This window comes from Sphingobium sp. B2D3A, from assembly GCF_025961795.1.
Taxonomy (GTDB): Bacteria; Pseudomonadota; Alphaproteobacteria; order Sphingomonadales; family Sphingomonadaceae; genus Sphingobium.
The window spans coordinates 601,557-620,336 of record NZ_JAOQOI010000001.1 but is presented as its reverse complement, the minus strand read 5'-3'; the positions used below and the strand labels follow the sequence as shown (position 1 = coordinate 620,336).

The 18,780-nt window shown below is 65.4% G+C and carries 17 protein-coding genes and 1 tRNA gene; 14 read left to right on the top strand and 4 right to left on the bottom strand.

The annotated features are described in order from the left end of the window. The first annotated feature begins 50 nt into the window (after positions 1–50). From hisC to M2337_RS02825, 3 genes are all read left to right on the top strand, one after another. Positions 51–1,166 carry a histidinol-phosphate transaminase gene (hisC, locus tag M2337_RS02835; RefSeq protein WP_181561000.1) on the top strand — a complete coding sequence of 372 codons (1,116 nt, stop codon included), beginning with the start codon at positions 51–53 and terminating at the stop codon, positions 1,164–1,166. Then, entirely contained in the window at positions 1,166–2,074 is a 909-nt protein-coding gene (locus M2337_RS02830; RefSeq protein WP_264571615.1) for a prephenate/arogenate dehydrogenase family protein, read from the top strand. The genes hisC and M2337_RS02830 overlap by 1 nt, the downstream gene beginning before the upstream one ends. A gap of 114 nt (positions 2,075–2,188) precedes the next feature. Then, positions 2,189–2,857: a hypothetical protein gene (locus M2337_RS02825; RefSeq protein WP_181560998.1), complete on the top strand. Its 669-nt coding sequence runs from the start codon at positions 2,189–2,191 to the stop codon at positions 2,855–2,857. Positions 2,858–2,927: 70 nt separating this feature from the next. On the opposite strand, the gene M2337_RS02820 is transcribed toward M2337_RS02825, so the two are convergent. Next, positions 2,928–5,294, bottom strand: a complete 2,367-nt coding sequence (locus tag M2337_RS02820; RefSeq protein ID WP_264571614.1) for a ribonuclease R family protein — start codon at positions 5,292–5,294, stop codon at positions 2,928–2,930. A gap of 236 nt (positions 5,295–5,530) precedes the next feature. Between M2337_RS02820 and M2337_RS02815 the strand changes: the two genes are divergently transcribed. From M2337_RS02815 to M2337_RS02805, 3 genes are all read left to right on the top strand, one after another. Beyond that, positions 5,531–6,163: a PilZ domain-containing protein gene (locus M2337_RS02815; protein ID WP_264572330.1), complete on the top strand. Its 633-nt coding sequence runs from the start codon at positions 5,531–5,533 to the stop codon at positions 6,161–6,163. Between the two features lie 128 nt (positions 6,164–6,291). Further along, complete coding sequence (locus tag M2337_RS02810; RefSeq protein WP_264571613.1) at positions 6,292–6,612, top strand: DMT family transporter; 321 nt, start codon at positions 6,292–6,294, stop codon at positions 6,610–6,612. A 135-nt stretch (positions 6,613–6,747) separates the two neighbouring features. After that, complete coding sequence (locus tag M2337_RS02805) at positions 6,748–7,998, top strand: mechanosensitive ion channel family protein (protein ID WP_264571612.1); 1,251 nt, start codon at positions 6,748–6,750, stop codon at positions 7,996–7,998. Between the two features lie 47 nt (positions 7,999–8,045). Here M2337_RS02805 and dapD read toward each other — a convergent pair whose 3' ends face one another. Then, positions 8,046–8,888, bottom strand: coding sequence for a 2,3,4,5-tetrahydropyridine-2,6-dicarboxylate N-succinyltransferase (gene dapD, locus M2337_RS02800; RefSeq protein ID WP_264571611.1), 843 nt, complete (start codon positions 8,886–8,888; stop codon positions 8,046–8,048). A gap of 252 nt (positions 8,889–9,140) precedes the next feature. Here dapD and M2337_RS02795 point away from each other — a divergent pair, with 252 nt between their 5' ends. Both M2337_RS02795 and M2337_RS02790 read left to right on the top strand, forming a co-directional pair. Further along, the gene (locus tag M2337_RS02795; RefSeq protein ID WP_264571610.1) at positions 9,141–9,569 is read left to right on the top strand and encodes a GlcG/HbpS family heme-binding protein; all 429 of its coding nucleotides are present in this window, start codon (positions 9,141–9,143) and stop codon (positions 9,567–9,569) included. A gap of 18 nt (positions 9,570–9,587) precedes the next feature. Then, complete coding sequence (locus M2337_RS02790; RefSeq protein WP_264571609.1) at positions 9,588–11,702, top strand: malate synthase G; 2,115 nt, start codon at positions 9,588–9,590, stop codon at positions 11,700–11,702. Between the two features lie 58 nt (positions 11,703–11,760). Here the strand turns inward: M2337_RS02790 and M2337_RS02785 are convergent, their stop codons facing one another. Beyond that, positions 11,761–12,201, bottom strand: a complete 441-nt coding sequence (locus tag M2337_RS02785; protein ID WP_264571608.1) for a DUF4168 domain-containing protein — start codon at positions 12,199–12,201, stop codon at positions 11,761–11,763. A 206-nt stretch (positions 12,202–12,407) separates the two neighbouring features. Continuing rightward, a tRNA-Thr gene (locus tag M2337_RS02780) sits at positions 12,408–12,482 on the bottom strand. Between the two features lie 110 nt (positions 12,483–12,592). Here M2337_RS02780 and M2337_RS02775 point away from each other — a divergent pair. From M2337_RS02775 to M2337_RS02750, 6 genes are all read left to right on the top strand, one after another. Then, a complete protein-coding gene (locus tag M2337_RS02775; protein ID WP_264571607.1) occupies positions 12,593–12,760 on the top strand; it encodes a hypothetical protein in 168 nt (55 codons plus the stop codon). A gap of 204 nt (positions 12,761–12,964) precedes the next feature. Continuing rightward, positions 12,965–13,669, top strand: a complete 705-nt coding sequence (locus M2337_RS02770) for a CerR family C-terminal domain-containing protein (RefSeq protein ID WP_264571606.1) — start codon at positions 12,965–12,967, stop codon at positions 13,667–13,669. Between the two features lie 4 nt (positions 13,670–13,673). Then, complete coding sequence (locus M2337_RS02765; protein WP_264571605.1) at positions 13,674–14,678, top strand: HlyD family efflux transporter periplasmic adaptor subunit; 1,005 nt, start codon at positions 13,674–13,676, stop codon at positions 14,676–14,678. Positions 14,679–14,727: 49 nt separating this feature from the next. Then, a complete protein-coding gene (locus M2337_RS02760) occupies positions 14,728–16,482 on the top strand; it encodes an ATP-binding cassette domain-containing protein (RefSeq protein WP_264571604.1) in 1,755 nt (584 codons plus the stop codon). Beyond that, positions 16,479–17,663 carry an ABC transporter permease gene (locus M2337_RS02755; RefSeq protein ID WP_264571603.1) on the top strand — a complete coding sequence of 395 codons (1,185 nt, stop codon included), beginning with the start codon at positions 16,479–16,481 and terminating at the stop codon, positions 17,661–17,663. The genes M2337_RS02760 and M2337_RS02755 overlap by 4 nt, the downstream gene beginning before the upstream one ends. Continuing rightward, positions 17,663–18,775: an ABC transporter permease gene (locus M2337_RS02750; RefSeq protein ID WP_264571602.1), complete on the top strand. Its 1,113-nt coding sequence runs from the start codon at positions 17,663–17,665 to the stop codon at positions 18,773–18,775. Before M2337_RS02755 ends, M2337_RS02750 begins: the two co-directional genes overlap by 1 nt. Positions 18,776–18,780: the final 5 nt, after the last annotated feature.

Genomic DNA, 18,780 nt, shown 5'->3' with positions numbered 1-18,780 from the left:
ATCGCACAGGCCTTTGCCAATTGCGCGCAGCGGGGCTAAAGCGCCACGCCATGACAGACGATCTCCAAAAGCCCGCCGCACCCGTCGCCAAGGACTGGATCATGGCCATCGCGCCTTATGTGCCGGGCAAGTCGAAGGCGGACGATGGCCGCGAGGTCGTGAAGCTTTCGTCCAATGAAAATCCCTTCGGCACGGCCGAGCCGGTGCGCGCGGCATTCCGCTCCGCTGCCGACTGCCTGGAGCGCTATCCCGACTCCGCTGCGGTTGAGCTGCGCGAAGCGATTGCGCAGCGGCACGGGCTGGACCCGGCACGGATCATCTACGGGACGGGGTCAGATGAAGTGCTGCACATGGCCGCCGGCACCTTCGCGGGCGCGGGCGATGAGATCATCTTCATGCGCTATGGCTTCTCGGTCTACCCCATCGCGACGCGGCGCGTCGGCGCGGTGCCCGTCGAGGTGGCGGACAAGGATTATGCGACGGATGTCGATGCCATCCTCGCCCATGTCACGGACCGCACCCGCCTGGTGTTCCTCGCCAATCCGAACAACCCGACCGGCACGTTCACGCCTCGCGCGGAGATCGCCCGCCTGCATGCCGGACTGCCGCCGCATGTGCTGCTGGTGCTGGATCAGGCCTATAGCGAATATCTCGACGCCGAGGATGACGATGGCGGGCTGGAACTGGCCCGCACCGCGCCCAATGTGCTGGTCACGCGCACCTTCTCCAAGATCTTCGGCCTTGCTGCCGGCCGGGTCGGCTGGGGCTATGCCAGTGCGGAGGTGATCGACGCGATGCATCGTATCCGCCAGCCCTTCTCCTTCCCGATCGCCTCGTCCCGCGCGGCGGTCGCGGCGCTGGAGGCGCAGGACTTTGTGGAGAAGAGCCGCGCGCACAACAGCGAATGGCGCGCCTGGTTCGAGACGGAGATCGGGGCGCTTAGCAACAAGGGGCTGCGCGCCGTGCCGTCCAAGGCCAATTTCAGCCTCGTGCTGTTCGAGGGCGAGACGAGCGCCGAGACGGCCTATAAGGACCTGATGGACGCCGGCTACATCGTGCGCTGGCTGCCGGGGCAGGATCTGCCCAATGCCCTGCGCATCACCATCGGCACGCCGGAAGACATGAAGGGGCTCGTCGCTGCACTCCGCCGGATCGTCGGCGCCTGATGCTGCCCTTTTCGCGCGTTGCCATCATCGGGCTGGGCCTGATCGGATCGTCGCTGGCGCGCGCCCTGCGGGCCTATGCGCCGACCGTGCGGGTGGTCGGGCATGATGCCAATCCGGAAGTGCGGGAGACCGCGCGGCGGATCGACCTGTGCGACGATGTGACGGACACGCCCGGCGCGGCGGTGATCGACGCCGATCTGGTGGTGCTGTGCGTGCCGCCGGGCGCGATGGCGCCGGTTGCCGAGGCGATCCGTGACGATCTGGCAGCCGATGTCATCCTCTCGGAGGTGGCCTCCTCACAAGCCAGCATCATCGCCGAAATCCATCGTGTCCTGCCTGATGTGACGCTGGTGCCCGCGCATCCGGTTGCTGGCACCGAGAATAGCGGCCCGGAGGCAGGCTTTGCGACGCTGTTCCGGAACCGCTGGTGTATCCTCACGCCGCCGGCCGGGACCGATCCGGTTGCGGTCACGCGGGTCGAGGCGCTGTGGCAGCGACTGGGCGCCAATGTCGAGATCATGGATGCCGCGCATCATGATCTGGTCCTGGCCGTCACAAGCCATTTGCCGCACCTCATCGCCTATACGATCGTTGGCACGGCGAATGATCTGGAGAGCGTGACGCGCAGCGAGGTCATCAAATATTCGGCCGGCGGCTTTCGCGACTTCACCCGCATCGCCGCATCCGATCCCACCATGTGGCGCGATGTCTTCCTCACCAACAAGGATGCAGTGCTGGAGATGCTTCAGCGCTTCTCGGAGGATCTCTCGCAACTGCAACGGGCCATTCGCTGGGGCGATGGCGACGCGCTGTTCGAGCATTTCAGCAAGACGCGGGCGATCCGCCGCTCGATCATCGAGCAAGGGCAGGACGACGCCGCGCCTGACTTCGGCCGGCAGCACGAATAATCGGCCGCCGAAACACAGCGATCGCGTCCGCGGCGTATATCCCTGACAGGATATGACGCCTGTACCCGGCTCGGGCATGAGCGCGCCCTCACGACATTTGGGGGGAAAGCAAAAATGCCTATCAAGATGAAGACCTGTCTCGCACTGAGCACCGCCACGCTTCTGGCGGTGTCGCCCGCCTTCGCAGAAGATGCGCGTTACTCGGTTGGCGTCACCGCCGGCACGCTCGGCGCCGGGCCGGAAGTGGGGATGAGGATCAATGACACGTTTGGCGTACGAGCCAGCGCGTCCTTCTTCGATTTCAGCCATGACATCGACGTCAACGACCTGACCTATGAGGGCAAGCTGAAGCTCGAATCCTATGGCGCCGTCGCGGACGTCTATCCGTTCGGCGGCGGGTTCCGGCTTTCCGGTGGTTTCCGCATCGCCAAGAACCGGGTCAGCGCTACGGCGACGCCGACCGAGCCTGTGACCATCGGCGATGTCACTTATACCCCGAGCGAGATCGGCACGCTCTCCGGCACGATCCGCGCCAAGGACTTCGCGCCGTTGCTGACCGTGGGTTATGCGGGTGGCCTGACGCGCGGCATCAAGTTCGGCGTGGACGCCGGCGCCATGTTCCAGGGCACGCCGCGCGTGGATGCGCTGCGGGCCACCGGTAGCCTCGCGACCAACGCGGCTTTCCAGGAGCAGTTGCTCAAGGAGCAGGCGGATGTCAACGACGAGGTCAACAAGTACAAGGTTTACCCTGTGCTGCAGTTTTCTCTGTTCTATGCCTTTTGACCTGACAGCGCAGGAATGAACGACGGGGCGCGCCTAGATGGAGCGCCCCTTTATCCAATGTCCCGCGCGATCAGCGGCGTTTGACCGGCCCCTTGCGGCGCGCGGTGTGCCGGATGTTCGGCGGGCGTCCGGTGCGGCGGACGGGCGCACTGCCGGGACGGCGACGGTCCTTGCGTTCGGGCATGTGGCTGGCGCCGTGCGGAATCTCGAAACGTAGCGCGCCGCTCACCGGGTCGGATTCGGCGATGCGCAGGTCAATGCGATCGCCCATGGCATAGCGGTCGCCGCTGTCCTCGCCGATCAGCGCCTGCTGTACCTCGTCATAGCGGAAATATTCGCCACCGAGCGTCGAGACGGGCACGAGGCCATCGCCGCCCAGTTCGACGACGGTGGCAAAGAAGCCGAAACTCTGCACACCGGTGATGCGGCAGGCCATGATCTCGCCGACATGCTGCGCCAGAAATGCGGCGACATAGCGGTCGACCGTTTCGCGTTCCGCTTCCATCGCCCGCCGCTCATATTGGCTGATCCGCTCGCCGATGGGCGCGAGATCGGCCACGTCTTCCGAAGAGAGCCGCGTTTCGCGCGGGAGCGACTTGTCCGCCGGGGCTGGCATTTCCAGCCCATAGGCGCCGACCAGCGAGCGATGCACCAAAAGGTCCGAATAGCGCCGGATCGGTGAGGTGAAGTGCGCATAAGAGCCGAGCGACAGGCCGAAATGGCCGAGATTGCGCGGGCCGTAATAGGCCTGCGTCTGGCTGCGCAGGATCTGCTCCATGATCTGCGGGCGCGCGGCGGCATCATCCGGAATCTGCTCGATCAGCCGGTTGAAGGTCTTGGTGGTGATCACCTGCCCGAGCGCCAGGCTGATGCCGTAGGTTTCAAGATACTCCTTGAGCGTCGTCAGCTTCTCCCGGCTGGGCGGCTCATGGACCCGGTACATGACCGGCGCCTTCTTGGCTTCCAGCGCCTTGGCTGCGGCGACATTGGCGGTGACCATGAAATCCTCGATCAGCCGGTGTGCATCAAGCCGTTCACGGATGGCGATGCTGACGATGCGACCTTCCTCGTCGAGCACGACCCGGCGCTCGGGCAGGTCGAGATCGAGCGGACCACGGGCATCGCGTGCCTTGGCGAGCGCCCGCCAGCAAGCCCAGAGCGGCACCAGCGCCTCGTCGATCAGCCCATCGCCTTTGAGGCGATCAATCAGGCCCGTGTCGAGCCGGGTGTCGGAGAAGGTTCGCTCGGGCTTGCCTTCGACGCGGTCGATGGCGGCCTGCGCCATCTCATAGGGAATGTTGGCGGCGACACGGATGATCGCGCGGGTAAAGCGCCAGGATTTGAGCGCACCGCCCGGTCCGATGACGAGGTGGCAGGCCAGTACGGCGCGATCCTCGCCGGCCTTGAGCGAGCACATGTCCGACGAGAGCGCGTGCGGCAGCATCGGCACGACACGGTCGGGGAAATAGACGCTGTTGCCGCGCTTGCGCGCCGAGCGATCCAGCGCCGAGCCGGGGCGCACATAATAAGAGACGTCTGCAATGGCGACGATGGCCTTGAAGCCGCCTTCATTGGCCGGATCATCGTCCGGCGCGGCCCACACGGCATCGTCGAAATCGCGGGCATCGACCGGATCGATCGCCACGATGGGCAGGGCGCGCAGGTCCTCGCGCGCATCGGTGTGGAGAGGCAGGTCGTGGACCTTCGCGGCTTCGGCCTCGGCCTCCTCGGGAAACACGTCGGGAATGCCATATTTGTGAATGGCGATCAGGCTGAAGCTACGCGGCTGGAAGGGGTCGCCAAGCACGTCCGTCACCCGCGCCGTGACGCGCGGCGGTCGGCCACTCTTCTCGGCCAGCACGAGATCGCCCGGCTGCGCATCGCCCTGGTCGCTGATCGGCGTCTCATAGCGGATGCGTTTATCGACGGGACGCAGGATCAGCTTGCCGCGCTCGTCCTTGGCCACCACGCCGAGCATCTGCTCGGTCGCGCCGGCCAGCTTCTTCATCGGATGGGCGACCCAGCCATGACCGGCCTGCTCGGTGCGCGCCAGAATCCGGTCGCCAACGCCCAGAGCGCCGCGCTTGCCGCGCTCGATGACGCGCAGCTTGGGAATAGGGTGGCCCTCGGCTTCCCAGCGCTCCGGTACGGCGATGACCTGGCCGCCATCGGACTCGACCACGCGCAGGACGGTGACCTTGGGGACGCCGCCCATCAGGTTGAAGGCCCGCGCCTTGCCGGTTTCGAGCAGGCCTTCATCGGCCATGTCGCGCAGCAGGGCCTTGAGCGCGATTTTCTCGTTGCCGCGCAGACCGAAGGCCTTGGCGATCTCGCGCTTGCCTGCCGGCTGATCGGCATTGCTGATGAAATCGAGGATCTGTTCGCGCGTCGGCAGGCCGGCGGGCTGAGGACGGGTGGGCTTTCTGGGTGGTGCCATAGCGTCGATATAGGCACGTGCCGGCGCCGGCGCTAATCAATTGCAACGCGGCCCGTTCGGCGCATTTCGGGACTCGGCATGGGGCGCGAGTCGACGGATGGGATTTGCGCCGGCAAGCGAGCCTGCTATTTGCGGGGAGATTTCCTCAGCCCCGCAGACGTCCGGGAGGTCGGACGGACGCCGGACCGAGCGACGGTTCTAGAGAATGTTTTTTGGATAGGAAGCCGATTGTGCCGATGCCGGCAGACCAGTCCAACCCAGCGGCCGCTCGGCCTTCCCGCACGAATCTGCTCCTGTCCGCGACTATCGAGGCGGAGGGGATCGCCGCTCCGGTGCGCATCCGCAATCTCTCCGAGCACGGCGCATTGCTGGAAGGCGCTGCGCTGCCGCCGGTCGGTGCTGGCCTTATCTTGCGGCGCTTGCAGCTTGAGATGGGCGCCACGGTCATCTGGGTGGACAAGAATCGCTGCGGCGTGCGCTTTGAGGGCACGATTTCGGTGTCCGGCTGGCGCGAGGGCAATTGGATCGCTGCCGCAAGTCAGACCGGGCTGCCCCGCGCCGATGCGCCTCTGCCGTCATCACGGCTCGCTGCGGCTGGGACGGCGCCCCGCGCCTCGGCCCCGACTGCGGAGCTGGATCGGCGGATCGCCGAGGAACTGGATGTGCTGCGGCATCTGATCGAAGACCTCGGCGCGCAACTGGTCGAAACGGTGGATGTCACGAGCCGGGCGACCGCCTTGCAGCAGTTCGATCTTGCGGCGCAGACGCTTGGCTATCTGGCCGAGGTGCTCAAGGCGCCCGATCGGGCAGTCGCCATTGACGCCATCGGCATGGAACGCCTCCGCCAGCGCCTGCTCGGCGGCGGCTGAGGGTCGGATCGCCCTCTAGCCGCACCCCTTGATCGAGCGTGGTGCGGCTCCTAGATTTTCTCCGCGGCGACCACGTTCCCGCCTCTGACGTCAAGACCGGGACGGCCCGGCGCTTTCAGGAGGCTGTCATGGCGTGGATTGCGCTTTTTATCGCGGGTTTGTTCGAGGTCGTCTGGGCGACGGCCATGAAGCAGTCGGATGGCTTCACCCGGCTATGGCCCACCTTCGTCATGATCGCGGCGATGCTGCTCAGCTTTGCCTGTCTGGCATGGTCGCTGAAGGTTTTGCCACTCGGCACGGCCTATACGATCTGGACGGGCATCGGCGCGCTCGGCGCATTCGCTGTCGGCATCGCGTTTTTTGGGGAGGCGCTTACAGTGCTGCGATTAACCGCCGCCGGGCTGATTGTTTCGGGCCTTGTCCTCATGAAGATTTCAACGCCGGTCTAGATCGGGGGAGCAGCCAGCGGCCCGCGCAATCCGGCCGCTGGTTTGACTTCATGCCTAAAGGCAGGCAGGTTGGCCGCCCAATTTGAGATAAAACAGGAGCTTATCGCCGGCCCGCTCGCGGCCGCGCCCTTTGTCATGATTGATTCTATTCCCACGGCAACCGACCCTTCCTTTTCCATTCCCCTTCTCGATCGATGGTTCGCCGGTCTGCCGGCCTGGGCTGAAAGCCTCGCCGGGCTGGCAATCCTGATCGCGGTCGCGGCGCTCGCGAACTTCATCTTCAAGTCGATCCTGCTGCGCATGGCGCTGCGCGTCCTGCCGCACGATACGCCCGCGCTCGGCCGCGCGGTGGCCCGGCTGACCAATATCGTCCCGGCTATGGTCGTCTCACGCGGGATCGCGGCCGTGCCGCATCTGCCGCCGTCGCTGGTGACGGTGGTGCAGAATGTGGCGGGCGCGTTCGTGATCCTCACCATCGTGCTGGCGCTCAGCCATGCACTGACCTTCGTCAACGATCTCTACCAGCGGCGGCCGCACGCCGTGAACCGGCCGATCAAGGGCTATATCCAGGTTCTCAAGATCGTGCTGTTTGCGGCGGCGGCGATCCTGATGATCGCCCAGCTGATGGACAAGTCGCCGCTGCTGCTGCTGTCCGGCCTTGGCGCCATGGCGGCAGTCATCATGCTGGTGTTCAAGGATACGATCCTGTCGCTGGTGGCGTCCGTCCAGCTGACCTCCAACGACATGTTGCGCGTCGGTGACTGGATCGAGATGCCGCAGCTCAATGCTGATGGCGACGTGATCGACATCGCGCTGCACACGGTGAAGGTGCAGAACTGGGACAAGACGATCACCACCATCCCGACCCACCGGCTGATCGAGGAGAGCTTCAAGAACTGGCGCGGCATGTCCGAATCAGGCGGGCGGCGGATCAAGCGCTCGCTGATGATCGACCAGACCAGCGTGCGGTTTCTGTCCGATCAGGAAGAGCAGAGCCTGCGCCGCTTTGCGCTGCTGGGCGACTATTTGATGGAAAAGCAGGCGGAGCTGGAGCGATGGAACAGTCGCATCGCTGATGACGGCCTCGATCCGGTGAACAGCCGGCGGGTCACCAATTTCGGGACGTTCCGGGCTTATATGGCCGCCTATCTGCGGGCCAATGCGCGCATCTCGAAGGAGATGACGCTGCTGGTGCGGCAACTGGACCCGACGCCGCAGGGCATTCCGCTGGAAATCTACTGCTTCACTACCACCACGGCTTGGGCGGCCTATGAGGCGATCCAGGCCGACATCTTCGACCATATGCTGGCCGTGCTGGACTCCTTCGATTTGCGGGTTTTCCAGGAGCCGAGCGGACGGGATTTGCGCCAGCTCAAAGCCGCCTGAGGAATAGGGGAAGGCGGGGCGTGGTCTGGCCCCGCCCCCCTTCCTGATCAGTCGCGCAGCAGGTCGTTGATGCCCGTCTTGGAGCGGGTCTGTGCGTCGACGGTCTTGACGATGACGGCGCAATAGAGGCTCGGGCCGGGCGTGCCGTCCGGCAACGGCTTGCCGGGGAGCGAGCCTGGCACAACCACCGAATAGGGCGGCACCTCGCCCATATAGACCTTGCCGGTGGCGCGATCGACGATCTTGGTCGACTGGCCGATGAACACGCCCATCGACAGCACCGAGCCCTGGCCGATGCGGACTCCCTCGACGACTTCCGAGCGTGCGCCGATGAAGCAATCATCCTCGATGATCACCGGATCCGCCTGCAGCGGTTCCAGCACGCCGCCAATGCCGACGCCGCCGGAGAGGTGGACGTTCTTGCCGATCTGCGCGCAGCTACCCACCGTCACCCAGGTGTCGACCATCGTGCCGTCACCCACGAACGCGCCGATATTGGTGAAGCTGGGCATCAGGATGACGTTCTTGCCGACATAGCTGCCGGCGCGGACGATGGAACCGGGCACGGCGCGGAAGCCCGCGGCGCGGAAATCCGCCTCGCCCCAGTTGGCGAACTTGGAGGGCACCTTGTCCCACCAGTGGCCGGCGCCGGGCCCGTTGTCGATCAGCGCATTGTCGTTGAGGCGGAAGGAGAGCAGCACGGCCTTCTTGAGCCACTGATTGACCTGCCAGCCATTCCCGGTGGGCTCGGCAACGCGTGCCTCGCCGCTGTCCAGCAGCGCCAGCGCCTTCTCCACCGCCGCACGGACGTCACCAGTGGTGGACAGGCCGATATTGGCGCGGTCCTCCCACGCGGCATCGATGGTGGCGATCAGCTTGGTATCGGTCATGACGTCCCTCGTATTTCATCGCGAGTGCGGAGTGTGGGCCGCCCCTTAATGCGTTTTGGCGCGATGCTGAACCGCTTTGTGACCGGGGCGTTGGCATTTCGGCAGTTGCTGTGACCGATGTCCTGTCGCCAGCAAGGCGTTGCGCTTCGCGGCTGATTCGACGCGGACTTTGCTGGTCTCGACTGAACGGGCCGGCTATGTCCACGCACAGCCAAATCCCGATGATCGCACGTGAGCGGAAGGAACAGATTTATGAGCCGGATCAGTTTGCAACAGGCCAATGCGGTCATCGAGGGCGTCTTCGCGAAAGGGCAGGCCGCAGGGTTCAAACCGCTGAGCGCCGCCGTCGTGGATGCGGGCGGGCATTTGATCGCCTTTCAGCGTGGCGATGGCGCTTCTTTCGCGCGCGCGCAGGTGGCGACGGGCAAGGCGGCCGGCGCGCTCGCCATGGGCGTTTCCTCGCGCAAGCTGGGGGACATGGCGCAGGAGCGGCCCTGGTTCATCGGCGCTTTTGCGGCCTCCGCGCCGCATGCGGTGATCCCGGCCGCCGGTGGCGTCATCATCGTCGACGATGAGGGCGTGGCGATCGGCGCGGTCGGGGTGACCGGCGACACATCGGACAATGACGAAGCGGCCGCGCTGGCCGGGCTGGCAGCGGCCGGCCTCAAGGCGCAGGGCTGAACGGCGGGGATGCAAGGCATGACGAACAAGGTGGACCGCGCCGGGCTCTCGGTGGCGCAGGAACTGGCCGATTTCATCGAGCAGCGCGCGCTGCCGGGTACGGGGCTGACTGCGCAAGCCTTTTGGGCCGGGACGGCGGCGATCTTCGCCGATTTTGCACCGCGCAATCGGGCGTTGCTGGCGAAGCGCGACGATCTTCAGGCGCAGATCGATGCCTGGCATGAGGCGCGGGCCGGCCAACCGATCGATCAGCCGGCCTATGAGGCGTTCCTGCGCGAGATTGGTTATCTCGTTCCAGAGCCGGCGCCCTTCACCATCGATCCGCAAAAGGTCGATGCCGAGCTCGCAACGCTGGCCGGTCCGCAATTGGTGGTGCCGGTGCTCAACGCCCGCTTCCTGCTCAACGCGGCCAATGCGCGCTGGGGTAGCCTGTACGATGCGCTCTACGGCACGGATGCCTTGCCGGGAACGGCCAGGCCGGGCGGATACGATCCCGAGCGCGGCGCGCAGGTCATCGCCTGGGCCAAGGCCTTTCTCGACCAGGCTGTGCCGCTGGTGTCCGGAAGCTGGGCGGACATGGGCGATCCCGCCAAGGGCTTCGCGATCGCGGATGGCACCCAATATGTCGGCCAGACGCCCAAGGGCCGCCTGTTCCGCAAGAACGGCCTGCATATCGAGGTGGTGTTCGATCGCAATCACCCCATCGGCAAGGATGATCCCTCGGGCATCGCTGACGTAGTGATCGAATCAGCGCTCTCGACCATTGTCGATCTGGAGGATTCGGTCGCGGCGGTGGATGCGGAGGACAAGGTGGCGGCCTATGCCAACTGGCTCGGGCTGATGCAGGGTGACCTCTCTGCGACGTTCGAGAAAGGCGGCAAGACGCAGACGCGCAGGCTCAACCAGGACCGGGTTTTCAAGGATCGCGACGGGTCGGAATGGTCGCTCAAGGGACGCAGCCTCCTGCTCGTCCGCAATGTCGGCCATCTGATGACCACGCCAGCGATTGTGCTGCCCGATGGTGCCGAGGCGCCCGAGGGCATTCTCGATGGCATCGTCACCAGCCTGATTGCCCTGCACGATCTCAAGGGCGCCGGCCCGGTGCGCAACAGTCTCGCCGGCAGCGTCTACATCGTGAAGCCCAAGATGCACGGGCCGGAGGAATGCGCCTTCACCAACGATCTGTTCGATGCGATCGAGGATATGCTGGGCATGGACCGGCACACCATCAAGGTCGGCGTAATGGACGAGGAGCGGAGGACGTCTGCCAACCTCATGGCCTGCATCGCGGCGGTCAAGGATCGGGTGGTGTTCATCAACACCGGCTTCCTCGACCGGACTGGCGATGAGATTCACACATCGATGCGGGCCGGGGCGATGATCCGCAAGGGCGACATGAAGAGCGCCGCCTGGATCAAGGCCTATGAGGATCGCAACGTGCAGATCGGTCTGGCCTGTGGGTTCTCCGGCCGGGCGCAGATCGGCAAGGGCATGTGGGCGGCGCCGGACCGGATGGCCGACATGCTCGAGCAGAAGATCGCGCATCCCATGAGCGGGGCGAACACGGCCTGGGTGCCCTCCCCGACGGCGGCGACGCTGCACGCGACGCATTATCACACCGTCGATGTCGCGGCGCGCCAGCAGGAGCGCGGACACGAGCCGGTGGCGCCGCTTTCGGACCTGCTCACCGTGCCACTCTCGCCCGGCACCAACTGGTCCGAGCAGGAGATCGTCGAGGAGCTGGAGAATAATGCGCAGGGGATTCTCGGCTATGTTGTGCGCTGGATCGATCAGGGGGTTGGCTGTTCCAAGGTGCCGGACATCAACGACATCGGCCTGATGGAAGATCGCGCGACGCTGCGCATTTCCTCCCAGCATATCGCCAACTGGCTGCTCCATGGCGTGTGTACGCCAGCGCAGGTCGATGCGGCCTTCGAGAAGATGGCGGCCAAGGTCGACGCGCAGAATGCCGGCGATCCGCTCTACCGACCGATGGCAGGCCATCCGGAGAGCCTTGCGCTGAAAGCCGCACGGGCCTTGGTGTTCGAGGGCGTCGCGCAACCGAACGGCTATACCGAGCCCCTGCTTCATGCATGGCGATTGCGGGTGAAGGCGCAGGACAACCGGGCATGAAAATGGGCGGCTCCTGAGGGAGCCGCCCAATTCGTTTCAGCGTTGTGCGCGCCGCGTCTTAGGGATTCGCGGTGGCCGGCTGCTGGGTCGCCATGTCGGCCGAGGCCAGTTCCTGGATCTTCTTCACGAGATCCGGATTGGTCCGGGTCGCCTGGGCAATCTCGTTGTAGCGCGCCGGCGTCAGGCCATTGGACTGCACGGCGGCGAGCATCTGCTCCTGCTTGGCGTCGGCAGCGACCGTTGCGTCCTTCTGGATCTTGTCCGCCTGGATAGCGGCCTTGGCAAAGCCGACCAGCTCCGCGTCCGTAAAGCTCGTGGGAGCCGCTGCCGTGGCCGGTGCGGCCGGCGTGGCAGGAGAAGCCGGCGCTGCGGGCGAGGCGGGCGACGCGGGGGCCGCCGGCTGTGCAGTGGCCGGCGCTGTGGTGTCCTGCGCCATGGCTGGCACAGCAATGCCGCCGCTCAGCAGCAACGCAGCGGTGTAAAGCAGTGATGACTTCATGACGGATACCTTTCAGATGTTTTGAACCGTGCTTGAAAGGTAGGGAGCGATGGGGAGGGGGCAAATAAACGTCGATTACACGTTTACTCACCGGGGTGAGGTGTGTCTGCGGCGCCGCTCATACGCTGTAAGTCGATGATTTCTCATGGCCCGCGACCGCCCTTTGGGGAGCGGCTGTGCGTTCTTCACAACAGAATGGGGGAAAATGGTGCTGCCGGCGAGGATTGAACTCGCGACCTCAGCCTTACCAAGGATGCGCTCTACCACTGAGCTACGGCAGCACTGCCGTTCGCAGGGGTACCCCGCGTCAGCAAGGCCGCGCCTATGGCCTTACCGTCTGGCCTTGTCAAGGCGACTTGCAGCGCAAAAGCCGGATTCGTAAAGCAAGAGGATGAGCACCCCGCCCTCCGACCGCCAACGCCGGCTCGCCGAAGCGCTGCGGGCCAATCTGCGCCGCCGCAAGGGGCAGGCCCGTGCCAAGACGGATGCGCCGGATTCAAAGGCCAAGCTGGATCAACCTGTCGAGGGGCGCGAAGAGGAGGCTCCTACGGATCGCTAGGGCGTCGCAGCGGTTCAACCTAGCCTTCCTGACGGTTACTCTCACCATTTGACATTGTTCGTTCGATCGAACAAATATCCTTCATGCGGTCTCCGTCGTCATTGTGCTGCTCATCGTTGAACGCCGCTCGACGAAGGATCTCGAGATCGAGCGGTTCAGGGACGTGCCACCAGCACGTCCGCCACGCCACGACGGGCAAAGAAAATGCATGAGGCCGTAACCGGCACGCGCAAGAAAGCGCTCGCAACGGATGTCGGTGCCGCATCCGTGGACACAGAAACCCCTGCAAGAAGCGATCTTCCGTTGCAGATTATCGAAGCTGCCTTGGAGCAATTCGGCCGCTTCGGCTTCGATGGGGCAAGCACGCGCGAGATTGCCCGCGCCAGCGGGACGGCGATGTCCTCGATCACCTATCATTTTGGCTCCAAGGAAGGGCTCTACCTCGCCTGCGCCGACCATATCGCCTCCGTCGTGGGCAGTATCTACGCACCGCTGATCGCCATCATCGAGAAGCAGCCACCGCAGACGCCCGCGCAGGCCCGCACACAGATGCTGGCGCTGCTGGAGACGCTGGCGCGCTTCCTGCTCTCGTCGCGCTCGGCGACCTTTGCGCAGTTCGTGGCCCGCGAGCAGCAGCACCCGACGGAGGCCTTCACGCGACTCTACGATGGGTTGATCGGGCCGCTTGTGGAGACCGCGATCCTGCTCTCCGCCGTCGCACGGCCCTCGCTCACCGAAGCGGAGCGCCGCCCGCTGATCCTCCATATCATGGGCATGGCGCTGATTTTGCGCCTCGGTCGCGCCTGCGTGGTGCGGACCATGCAAGTGCCCGATCTCGATTCCGCCACGGGCGAAGCGCTGGTCGCCAGCCTGCTCAAGTCCGCCGAAACCCTGCTCACCGAGGAATGACGCCATGACCCGCCAGCGCCTGATCGTGCTCATCATCGTCGCCGTGCTGCTGATCGCCGCCGTGAGCACGCGCGGCTTCGGGCTGCTGGGGCGGGATGACGGGCCTCTGACGCTCTATGGCAATGTCGACATTCGGGAAGTGGATCTCGGCTTCCGGGTCGGCGGACGGATCGCGCAGATCCCGGTCGAGGAAGGCCAGCGCGTCAAGCAAGGCATGCTGCTGGCCGAGCTGGACCGGGCCTCCATCGATAGCGCCGTCGCCCAGTCCGATGCGCGCGTGGCGCAGGCTCGCGCGGAACTGCTCAAGCTCCAGCGCGGCAGTCGGCCGGAAGATGTCGCTCAGGCGCAGGCTCGCTTTGCGGCAGCGCAGGCGGCGGCGCGCGATGCCCAGCGCGATTATGAACGCCGGCAGCCGCTGGTCGCCCCGGGCGCAATCAGCCGCGATGTGTGGGAATCGACCGTCGCCATGCGCGATCGCGCTAATGCCCAGCTCGCCGAGGCGCAGGCGGCGCTGACCCTGGTGCGCACCGGCGCGCGGCGCGAAGACGTCGAGGCGGCGCGCGCGGCGCTGCAGGCCGCAGAGGCTGCGCGCAAGGGCGTTGGCACCGATCTCGACGACGCCCGCCTGCTCGCGAGCGTGGATGGTGTGGTGGTGACGCGCGCGCGCGAACCCGGCGCGATCGTGGCGCCGGGCGAAACCGTCTTCACGCTGGCCATCGATCGTCCTGTGCGCGTGCGAGCCTATGTGGCCGAGAACCAGCTCAGCCGGATCGCGCCGGGCATGACGGTCACGATCACGGCGGACGGCAACCCCAAATCTTATTCAGGCATCATCGGCTATATTTCGCCGCGCGCGGAATTCACCCCCAAGACGGTGGAGACGAGCGACCTGCGCACCGACTTGGTCTATCGCTTGCGGATCGTCGTGGATCATCCGGACGGCAAGCTGCGGCAGGGCCAGCCGGTGAGCGTCTCCATCGCCGATGCCGCTCCTGTAGCGAAGCGCTGACCATGCGCGGGACGTCGCCATCGCGACGGAATAACGGCGGTAGGCCGATATGAGTGACCTCGCGCCAGTCGCTGGCGATGGCCAGCCGGTTGCGACGGCCACGGGGATCGTGAAAGCGTTCGGCGACACGCGCGCGCTCGGCGGGGTCGATTTGGTTGTGGTGCCGGGCAAGGTTACCGGGCTGGTGGGGCCGGATGGTGCCGGCAAGACAACGTTGATTCGCGTGCTGGCCGGGTTGATGCGGGCGGATGAAGGCACCGTTTCCATTCTCGGCGCGCCGCCTGCCGATCGCCTTGATTCGATCGGCTACATGCCGCAGCGCTTCGGCCTCTATGAAGACCTAACCGTGCGCGAGAATCTCGGCCTTTATGCCGAGGTGCGGGGCCTGCCGCGCGATGCGCAGGAGAGCGTCTTCAAGCGCCTCCTCGAATTCACCGACCTTGCCCGCTTTCAGGCGCGCCCGGCCGGCAAGCTCTCGGGTGGCATGAAGCAGAAGCTGGGCCTGGCCTGCGCACTGGTGAGCACGCCGCCATTGCTGTTGCTGGACGAGCCGGGCGTGGGCGTCGATCCGATCAGCCGTCGCGAGTTGTGGGCCATGGTGGCCGAGCTGACCAAGGAGGGCATCGGCGTGCTCTGGTCCACCGCTTATCTCGACGAGGCCGAGATGTGCGACACGGTGTATCTGCTGAGCGAGGGGCGGACGCTGTTCACCGGCCCGCCGGCCACGCTGACCGATGCGATCAGCGACCGCGTGATTCGGGTCACCGGCTTTGCCGAGCGCCGGCGGCAGGCGCTCACCCGCGCGCTCGACCGGCCAGACGTGATCGACGGCACCTTGCAGGGCCGCGCGATCCGCCTGCTTATCGGCGAGGGCCATCCGGTACCCAATGCCGATGCGCTCGATATGGGGCCGGAAACGCAGGTGTCGCGTGCACCCGCGCGCTTTGAGGACGGGTTCATCGAGCGGCTGGGGGGCGGGCCGGAAGGGACCAGCGCGCTGGCAGCGGCCTATCGCGAGATTCCCGCCAGCGAGGCACCCGCTATCGAAGCCAGGGGTCTGACCAAAAGATTTGGCGACTTCACGGCGGCGCGTGATGTGAGCTTCACGGTTCCGCGTGGCCGGATTTTTGGCCTGCTGGGGCCAAATGGCGCCGGCAAATCGACGACGTTCAAGATGCTCTGCGGCCTGCTCACGCCCAGCGAGGGCAGTGGCTCCGTAGCCGGCCACGACTTGCGCCGGGCCGCCGCACAGGCCCGCGGATCACTGGGCTATATGGCGCAGAAATTCTCGCTCTATGGGGATCTGTCGGTCGCGCAGAATCTCGACTTCTTCGCCGGCGCTTATGATCTGTCCGGCGGGCAGGCGCGCGCGGCGATCGAGCGGGTTACCGACATTTTCGAGCTGGGCGGCAACCTCAAGCGCAATGCCGGGACGCTGCCGCTCGGCTTCAAGCAGCGCCTCGCTCTGGCCTGCGCGGTGATGCACGAGCCGCCGGTGTTGTTCCTCGATGAGCCGACATCCGGTGTCGATCCGGTGATGCGCCGCGAGTTCTGGACGCATATCAACGGCCTCGTCCGGCGCGGCGTTACTGTGCTGGTTACCACCCATTTCATGGATGAGGCCGAATATTGCGACGATGTCACGCTCATCTATCGCGCACAGCAGATCGCCAGCGGTCCGCCTGATTCGCTTAAGGCGAAAGCCGGCGAGCTGACCGGCAAGGATGATCCTACGATGGAGGATGCGTTCATCGCCCTCATCGAGGCGTCCGACGCCCATCGGGACGCGGAGGCCGCGGCATGAGCAGGCCCGATCCCGACCCGACGCTGGCGCAGGTGGAGGCGCGTGCTGGCGCCATGGCAGGCTCTTCGCGCCGTCGGCTGCTGGCGCTGATCGTCAAGGAATATGCCCAGATCCGGCGCGATCCTTCGACCTTCCTCATCGCCTTTGCGATGCCGCTGCTGCTGCTCTTCCTCTTTGGCTATGCGATTTCCCTTGATCCGCGCGACACCAAGATCGCTTTGGTCGTGCAGGATGACAGCGCGCCGGCCGCGCGGCTGGCGCAGGCCTATGCCCATTCGCCCTATTTCCAGGTCACCCCGCTCAATGCCGTGCTGCCCGCCCGCGCGCTGATGCAGCAGGGTGCGATTCGCGGCTTCGTCGTCATTCCGCCCGATTTCGGCCGGGCCATGGCGCACGGGACACCGCAACCAATCCAGATCGTCACCGATGGCACCCAGCCCAATCAGGCGAATTTCGTCGCCAGCTATGCCGAGGGGGTGCGCCAGACATGGATGGCCGACGAGCTGGGGATGCGCCTCGGGCGCGGGGCTGCGCCGCCCATCGATGTCTCCCAACGGATGTGGTTCAATCCGGGCCTGCAGAGCCGCTATTTCCTCGTGCCCGGCGCCATCGCCATCGTGATGACGATGATCGGGACGCTGCTCACCGCGCTGGTCGTCGCGCGTGAATGGGAGCGCGGCACCATGGAGGCGCTGCTGGCCACGCCGATGCGGATGACTGAGTTCATTCTCTCCAAGGTGCTGCCCTATTTCCTGCTCGGCATGGTCTCCATGGCGCTGTGTACGGTGATCGCGGTGACCGCCTTCGGCCTGCCCTTCCATGGATCGATCTTCGCCCTGTTCGCCATCGCCGCTGCCTTCCTGTTGCCGGCGCTGGGGCTGGGGCTGTTCATCTCGGCGACGACGCGCAACCAGTTCGTGGCCAGTCAGGTGGCGTTGCTCGCCTCCTTCCTGCCCACCTTCCTGCTCTCCGGCTTCATCTTCGAGATCGGGTCGATGCCTTGGCCGATCCAGGCGCTGACCTATGCCGTGCCGGCGCGCTACCTCATTCCAGCGCTGCAAACCGTGTTCATGGCCGGGGACATCTGGGCGATCATCCTGCCCAACATCCTCATCATGCTGGGCTTTGGCCTCCTGTTCTTCATCCTGTGCTTCCGCGCCACGCGGCGGAGCCTTGACTGATGGCCGCCCGGTTCACCCGCCTGCGCGCGATGATCGTCAAGGAGATCTGGGCGCTGCTGCGCGATCCCAAGTCGCGCATCGTGCTCGTGCTGCCGCCGCTGATCCAGTTGCTGATCTTCACCTTCGCAACCACGCTGGACGTCAAGAATGTCGACATCGGCCTCGTCGATCGCTCCGGCGGCGCCCATGCGCAGGAATTGCTCCAACGGATCGAGGGCAGTCCGCGCTTTCGGGACGTCATCGTGCTGCCCTCCATGGCGGCGATGGAAGAGGCGATCGACGAGCAAAAGGTGCTTGCGGCGCTCGTCATTCAGGAGGATTTCGACCAGCGGCTGGCCCGAGGCCAAAGCGCCACGCTGGGCCTGGTGCTGGATGGCCGCCGGTCCAATGCCGCACAGATCGTCGCGGGCTATGTGAACCAGATCGCGGCGGGCTATGGGGCGGAACTGGCGCCGATCAGTGCGCGCATGGCCGGCGGGAGCGCGGTGACGCATTGGTACAATCCCAGCCTCGATTATATGTGGTTCACCCTGCCGGGACTGGTGGCGCTGATCATCTCGATAGCCGGCATCGCCATCACCTCGCAGGCGGTGGCGCGCGAGCGGGAACTTGGGACGTTCGATCAGCTGATGGTCTCGCCCATGCGGGTACATGAGATCCTCATCGGCATGATGGTACCGCCGCTCTTGGTCGGCATGGTCAACGGCGTCTTGTTTCTGGTGGTGGCGCAGGTGGCGTTCGGGGTGCCTTTCACCGGCTCCTTCCTGCTCTTCCTCATTGCGATGCTGTTCTACCAGCTTGCCCTCATCGGCCTGGGTCTGCTCGTTTCGGCCATGTCGATGACGCAGCAGCAGGCGTTTCTCGGCTCGTTCATCGTCACCGTGCCGCTCATCCTGCTCTCCGGCTATGCCGCGCCGATCGAGAATATGCCGGACTGGTTGCAGATCATTACGCACGCCGATCCGGTCCGCTATTTCCTCATCATCGTGCAGGGCCTGTTCTTGAAGGCCATGCCCGCCGCCGTCGTGTTCCATCAGCTCTGGCCGCTTGGCGTCATAGCCCTCGTCTCTCTGAGTGCGGCGGCCTGGCTGTTCCGTGCCCGAATGGAGTGAAGTCC

What these genes read in the sequence shown, in the direction of transcription:
- hisC (WP_181561000.1), top strand. Translation starts at nt 51, where the DNA reads ATGACAGACGATCTCCAAAAGCCCGCCGCACCCGTCGCCAAGGACTGG.
- M2337_RS02830 (WP_264571615.1), top strand. Translation starts at nt 1,166, where the DNA reads ATGCTGCCCTTTTCGCGCGTTGCCATCATCGGGCTGGGCCTGATCGGA.
- M2337_RS02825 (WP_181560998.1), top strand. Translation starts at nt 2,189, where the DNA reads ATGCCTATCAAGATGAAGACCTGTCTCGCACTGAGCACCGCCACGCTT.
- M2337_RS02820 (WP_264571614.1), bottom strand. Translation starts at nt 5,294, where the DNA reads ATGGCACCACCCAGAAAGCCCACCCGTCCTCAGCCCGCCGGCCTGCCG.
- M2337_RS02815 (WP_264572330.1), top strand. Translation starts at nt 5,531, where the DNA reads ATGCCGGCAGACCAGTCCAACCCAGCGGCCGCTCGGCCTTCCCGCACG.
- M2337_RS02810 (WP_264571613.1), top strand. Translation starts at nt 6,292, where the DNA reads ATGGCGTGGATTGCGCTTTTTATCGCGGGTTTGTTCGAGGTCGTCTGG.
- M2337_RS02805 (WP_264571612.1), top strand. Translation starts at nt 6,748, where the DNA reads ATGATTGATTCTATTCCCACGGCAACCGACCCTTCCTTTTCCATTCCC.
- dapD (WP_264571611.1), bottom strand. Translation starts at nt 8,888, where the DNA reads ATGACCGATACCAAGCTGATCGCCACCATCGATGCCGCGTGGGAGGAC.
- M2337_RS02795 (WP_264571610.1), top strand. Translation starts at nt 9,141, where the DNA reads ATGAGCCGGATCAGTTTGCAACAGGCCAATGCGGTCATCGAGGGCGTC.
- M2337_RS02790 (WP_264571609.1), top strand. Translation starts at nt 9,588, where the DNA reads ATGACGAACAAGGTGGACCGCGCCGGGCTCTCGGTGGCGCAGGAACTG.
- M2337_RS02785 (WP_264571608.1), bottom strand. Translation starts at nt 12,201, where the DNA reads ATGAAGTCATCACTGCTTTACACCGCTGCGTTGCTGCTGAGCGGCGGC.
- M2337_RS02775 (WP_264571607.1), top strand. Translation starts at nt 12,593, where the DNA reads ATGAGCACCCCGCCCTCCGACCGCCAACGCCGGCTCGCCGAAGCGCTG.
- M2337_RS02770 (WP_264571606.1), top strand. Translation starts at nt 12,965, where the DNA reads ATGCATGAGGCCGTAACCGGCACGCGCAAGAAAGCGCTCGCAACGGAT.
- M2337_RS02765 (WP_264571605.1), top strand. Translation starts at nt 13,674, where the DNA reads ATGACCCGCCAGCGCCTGATCGTGCTCATCATCGTCGCCGTGCTGCTG.
- M2337_RS02760 (WP_264571604.1), top strand. Translation starts at nt 14,728, where the DNA reads ATGAGTGACCTCGCGCCAGTCGCTGGCGATGGCCAGCCGGTTGCGACG.
- M2337_RS02755 (WP_264571603.1), top strand. Translation starts at nt 16,479, where the DNA reads ATGAGCAGGCCCGATCCCGACCCGACGCTGGCGCAGGTGGAGGCGCGT.
- M2337_RS02750 (WP_264571602.1), top strand. Translation starts at nt 17,663, where the DNA reads ATGGCCGCCCGGTTCACCCGCCTGCGCGCGATGATCGTCAAGGAGATC.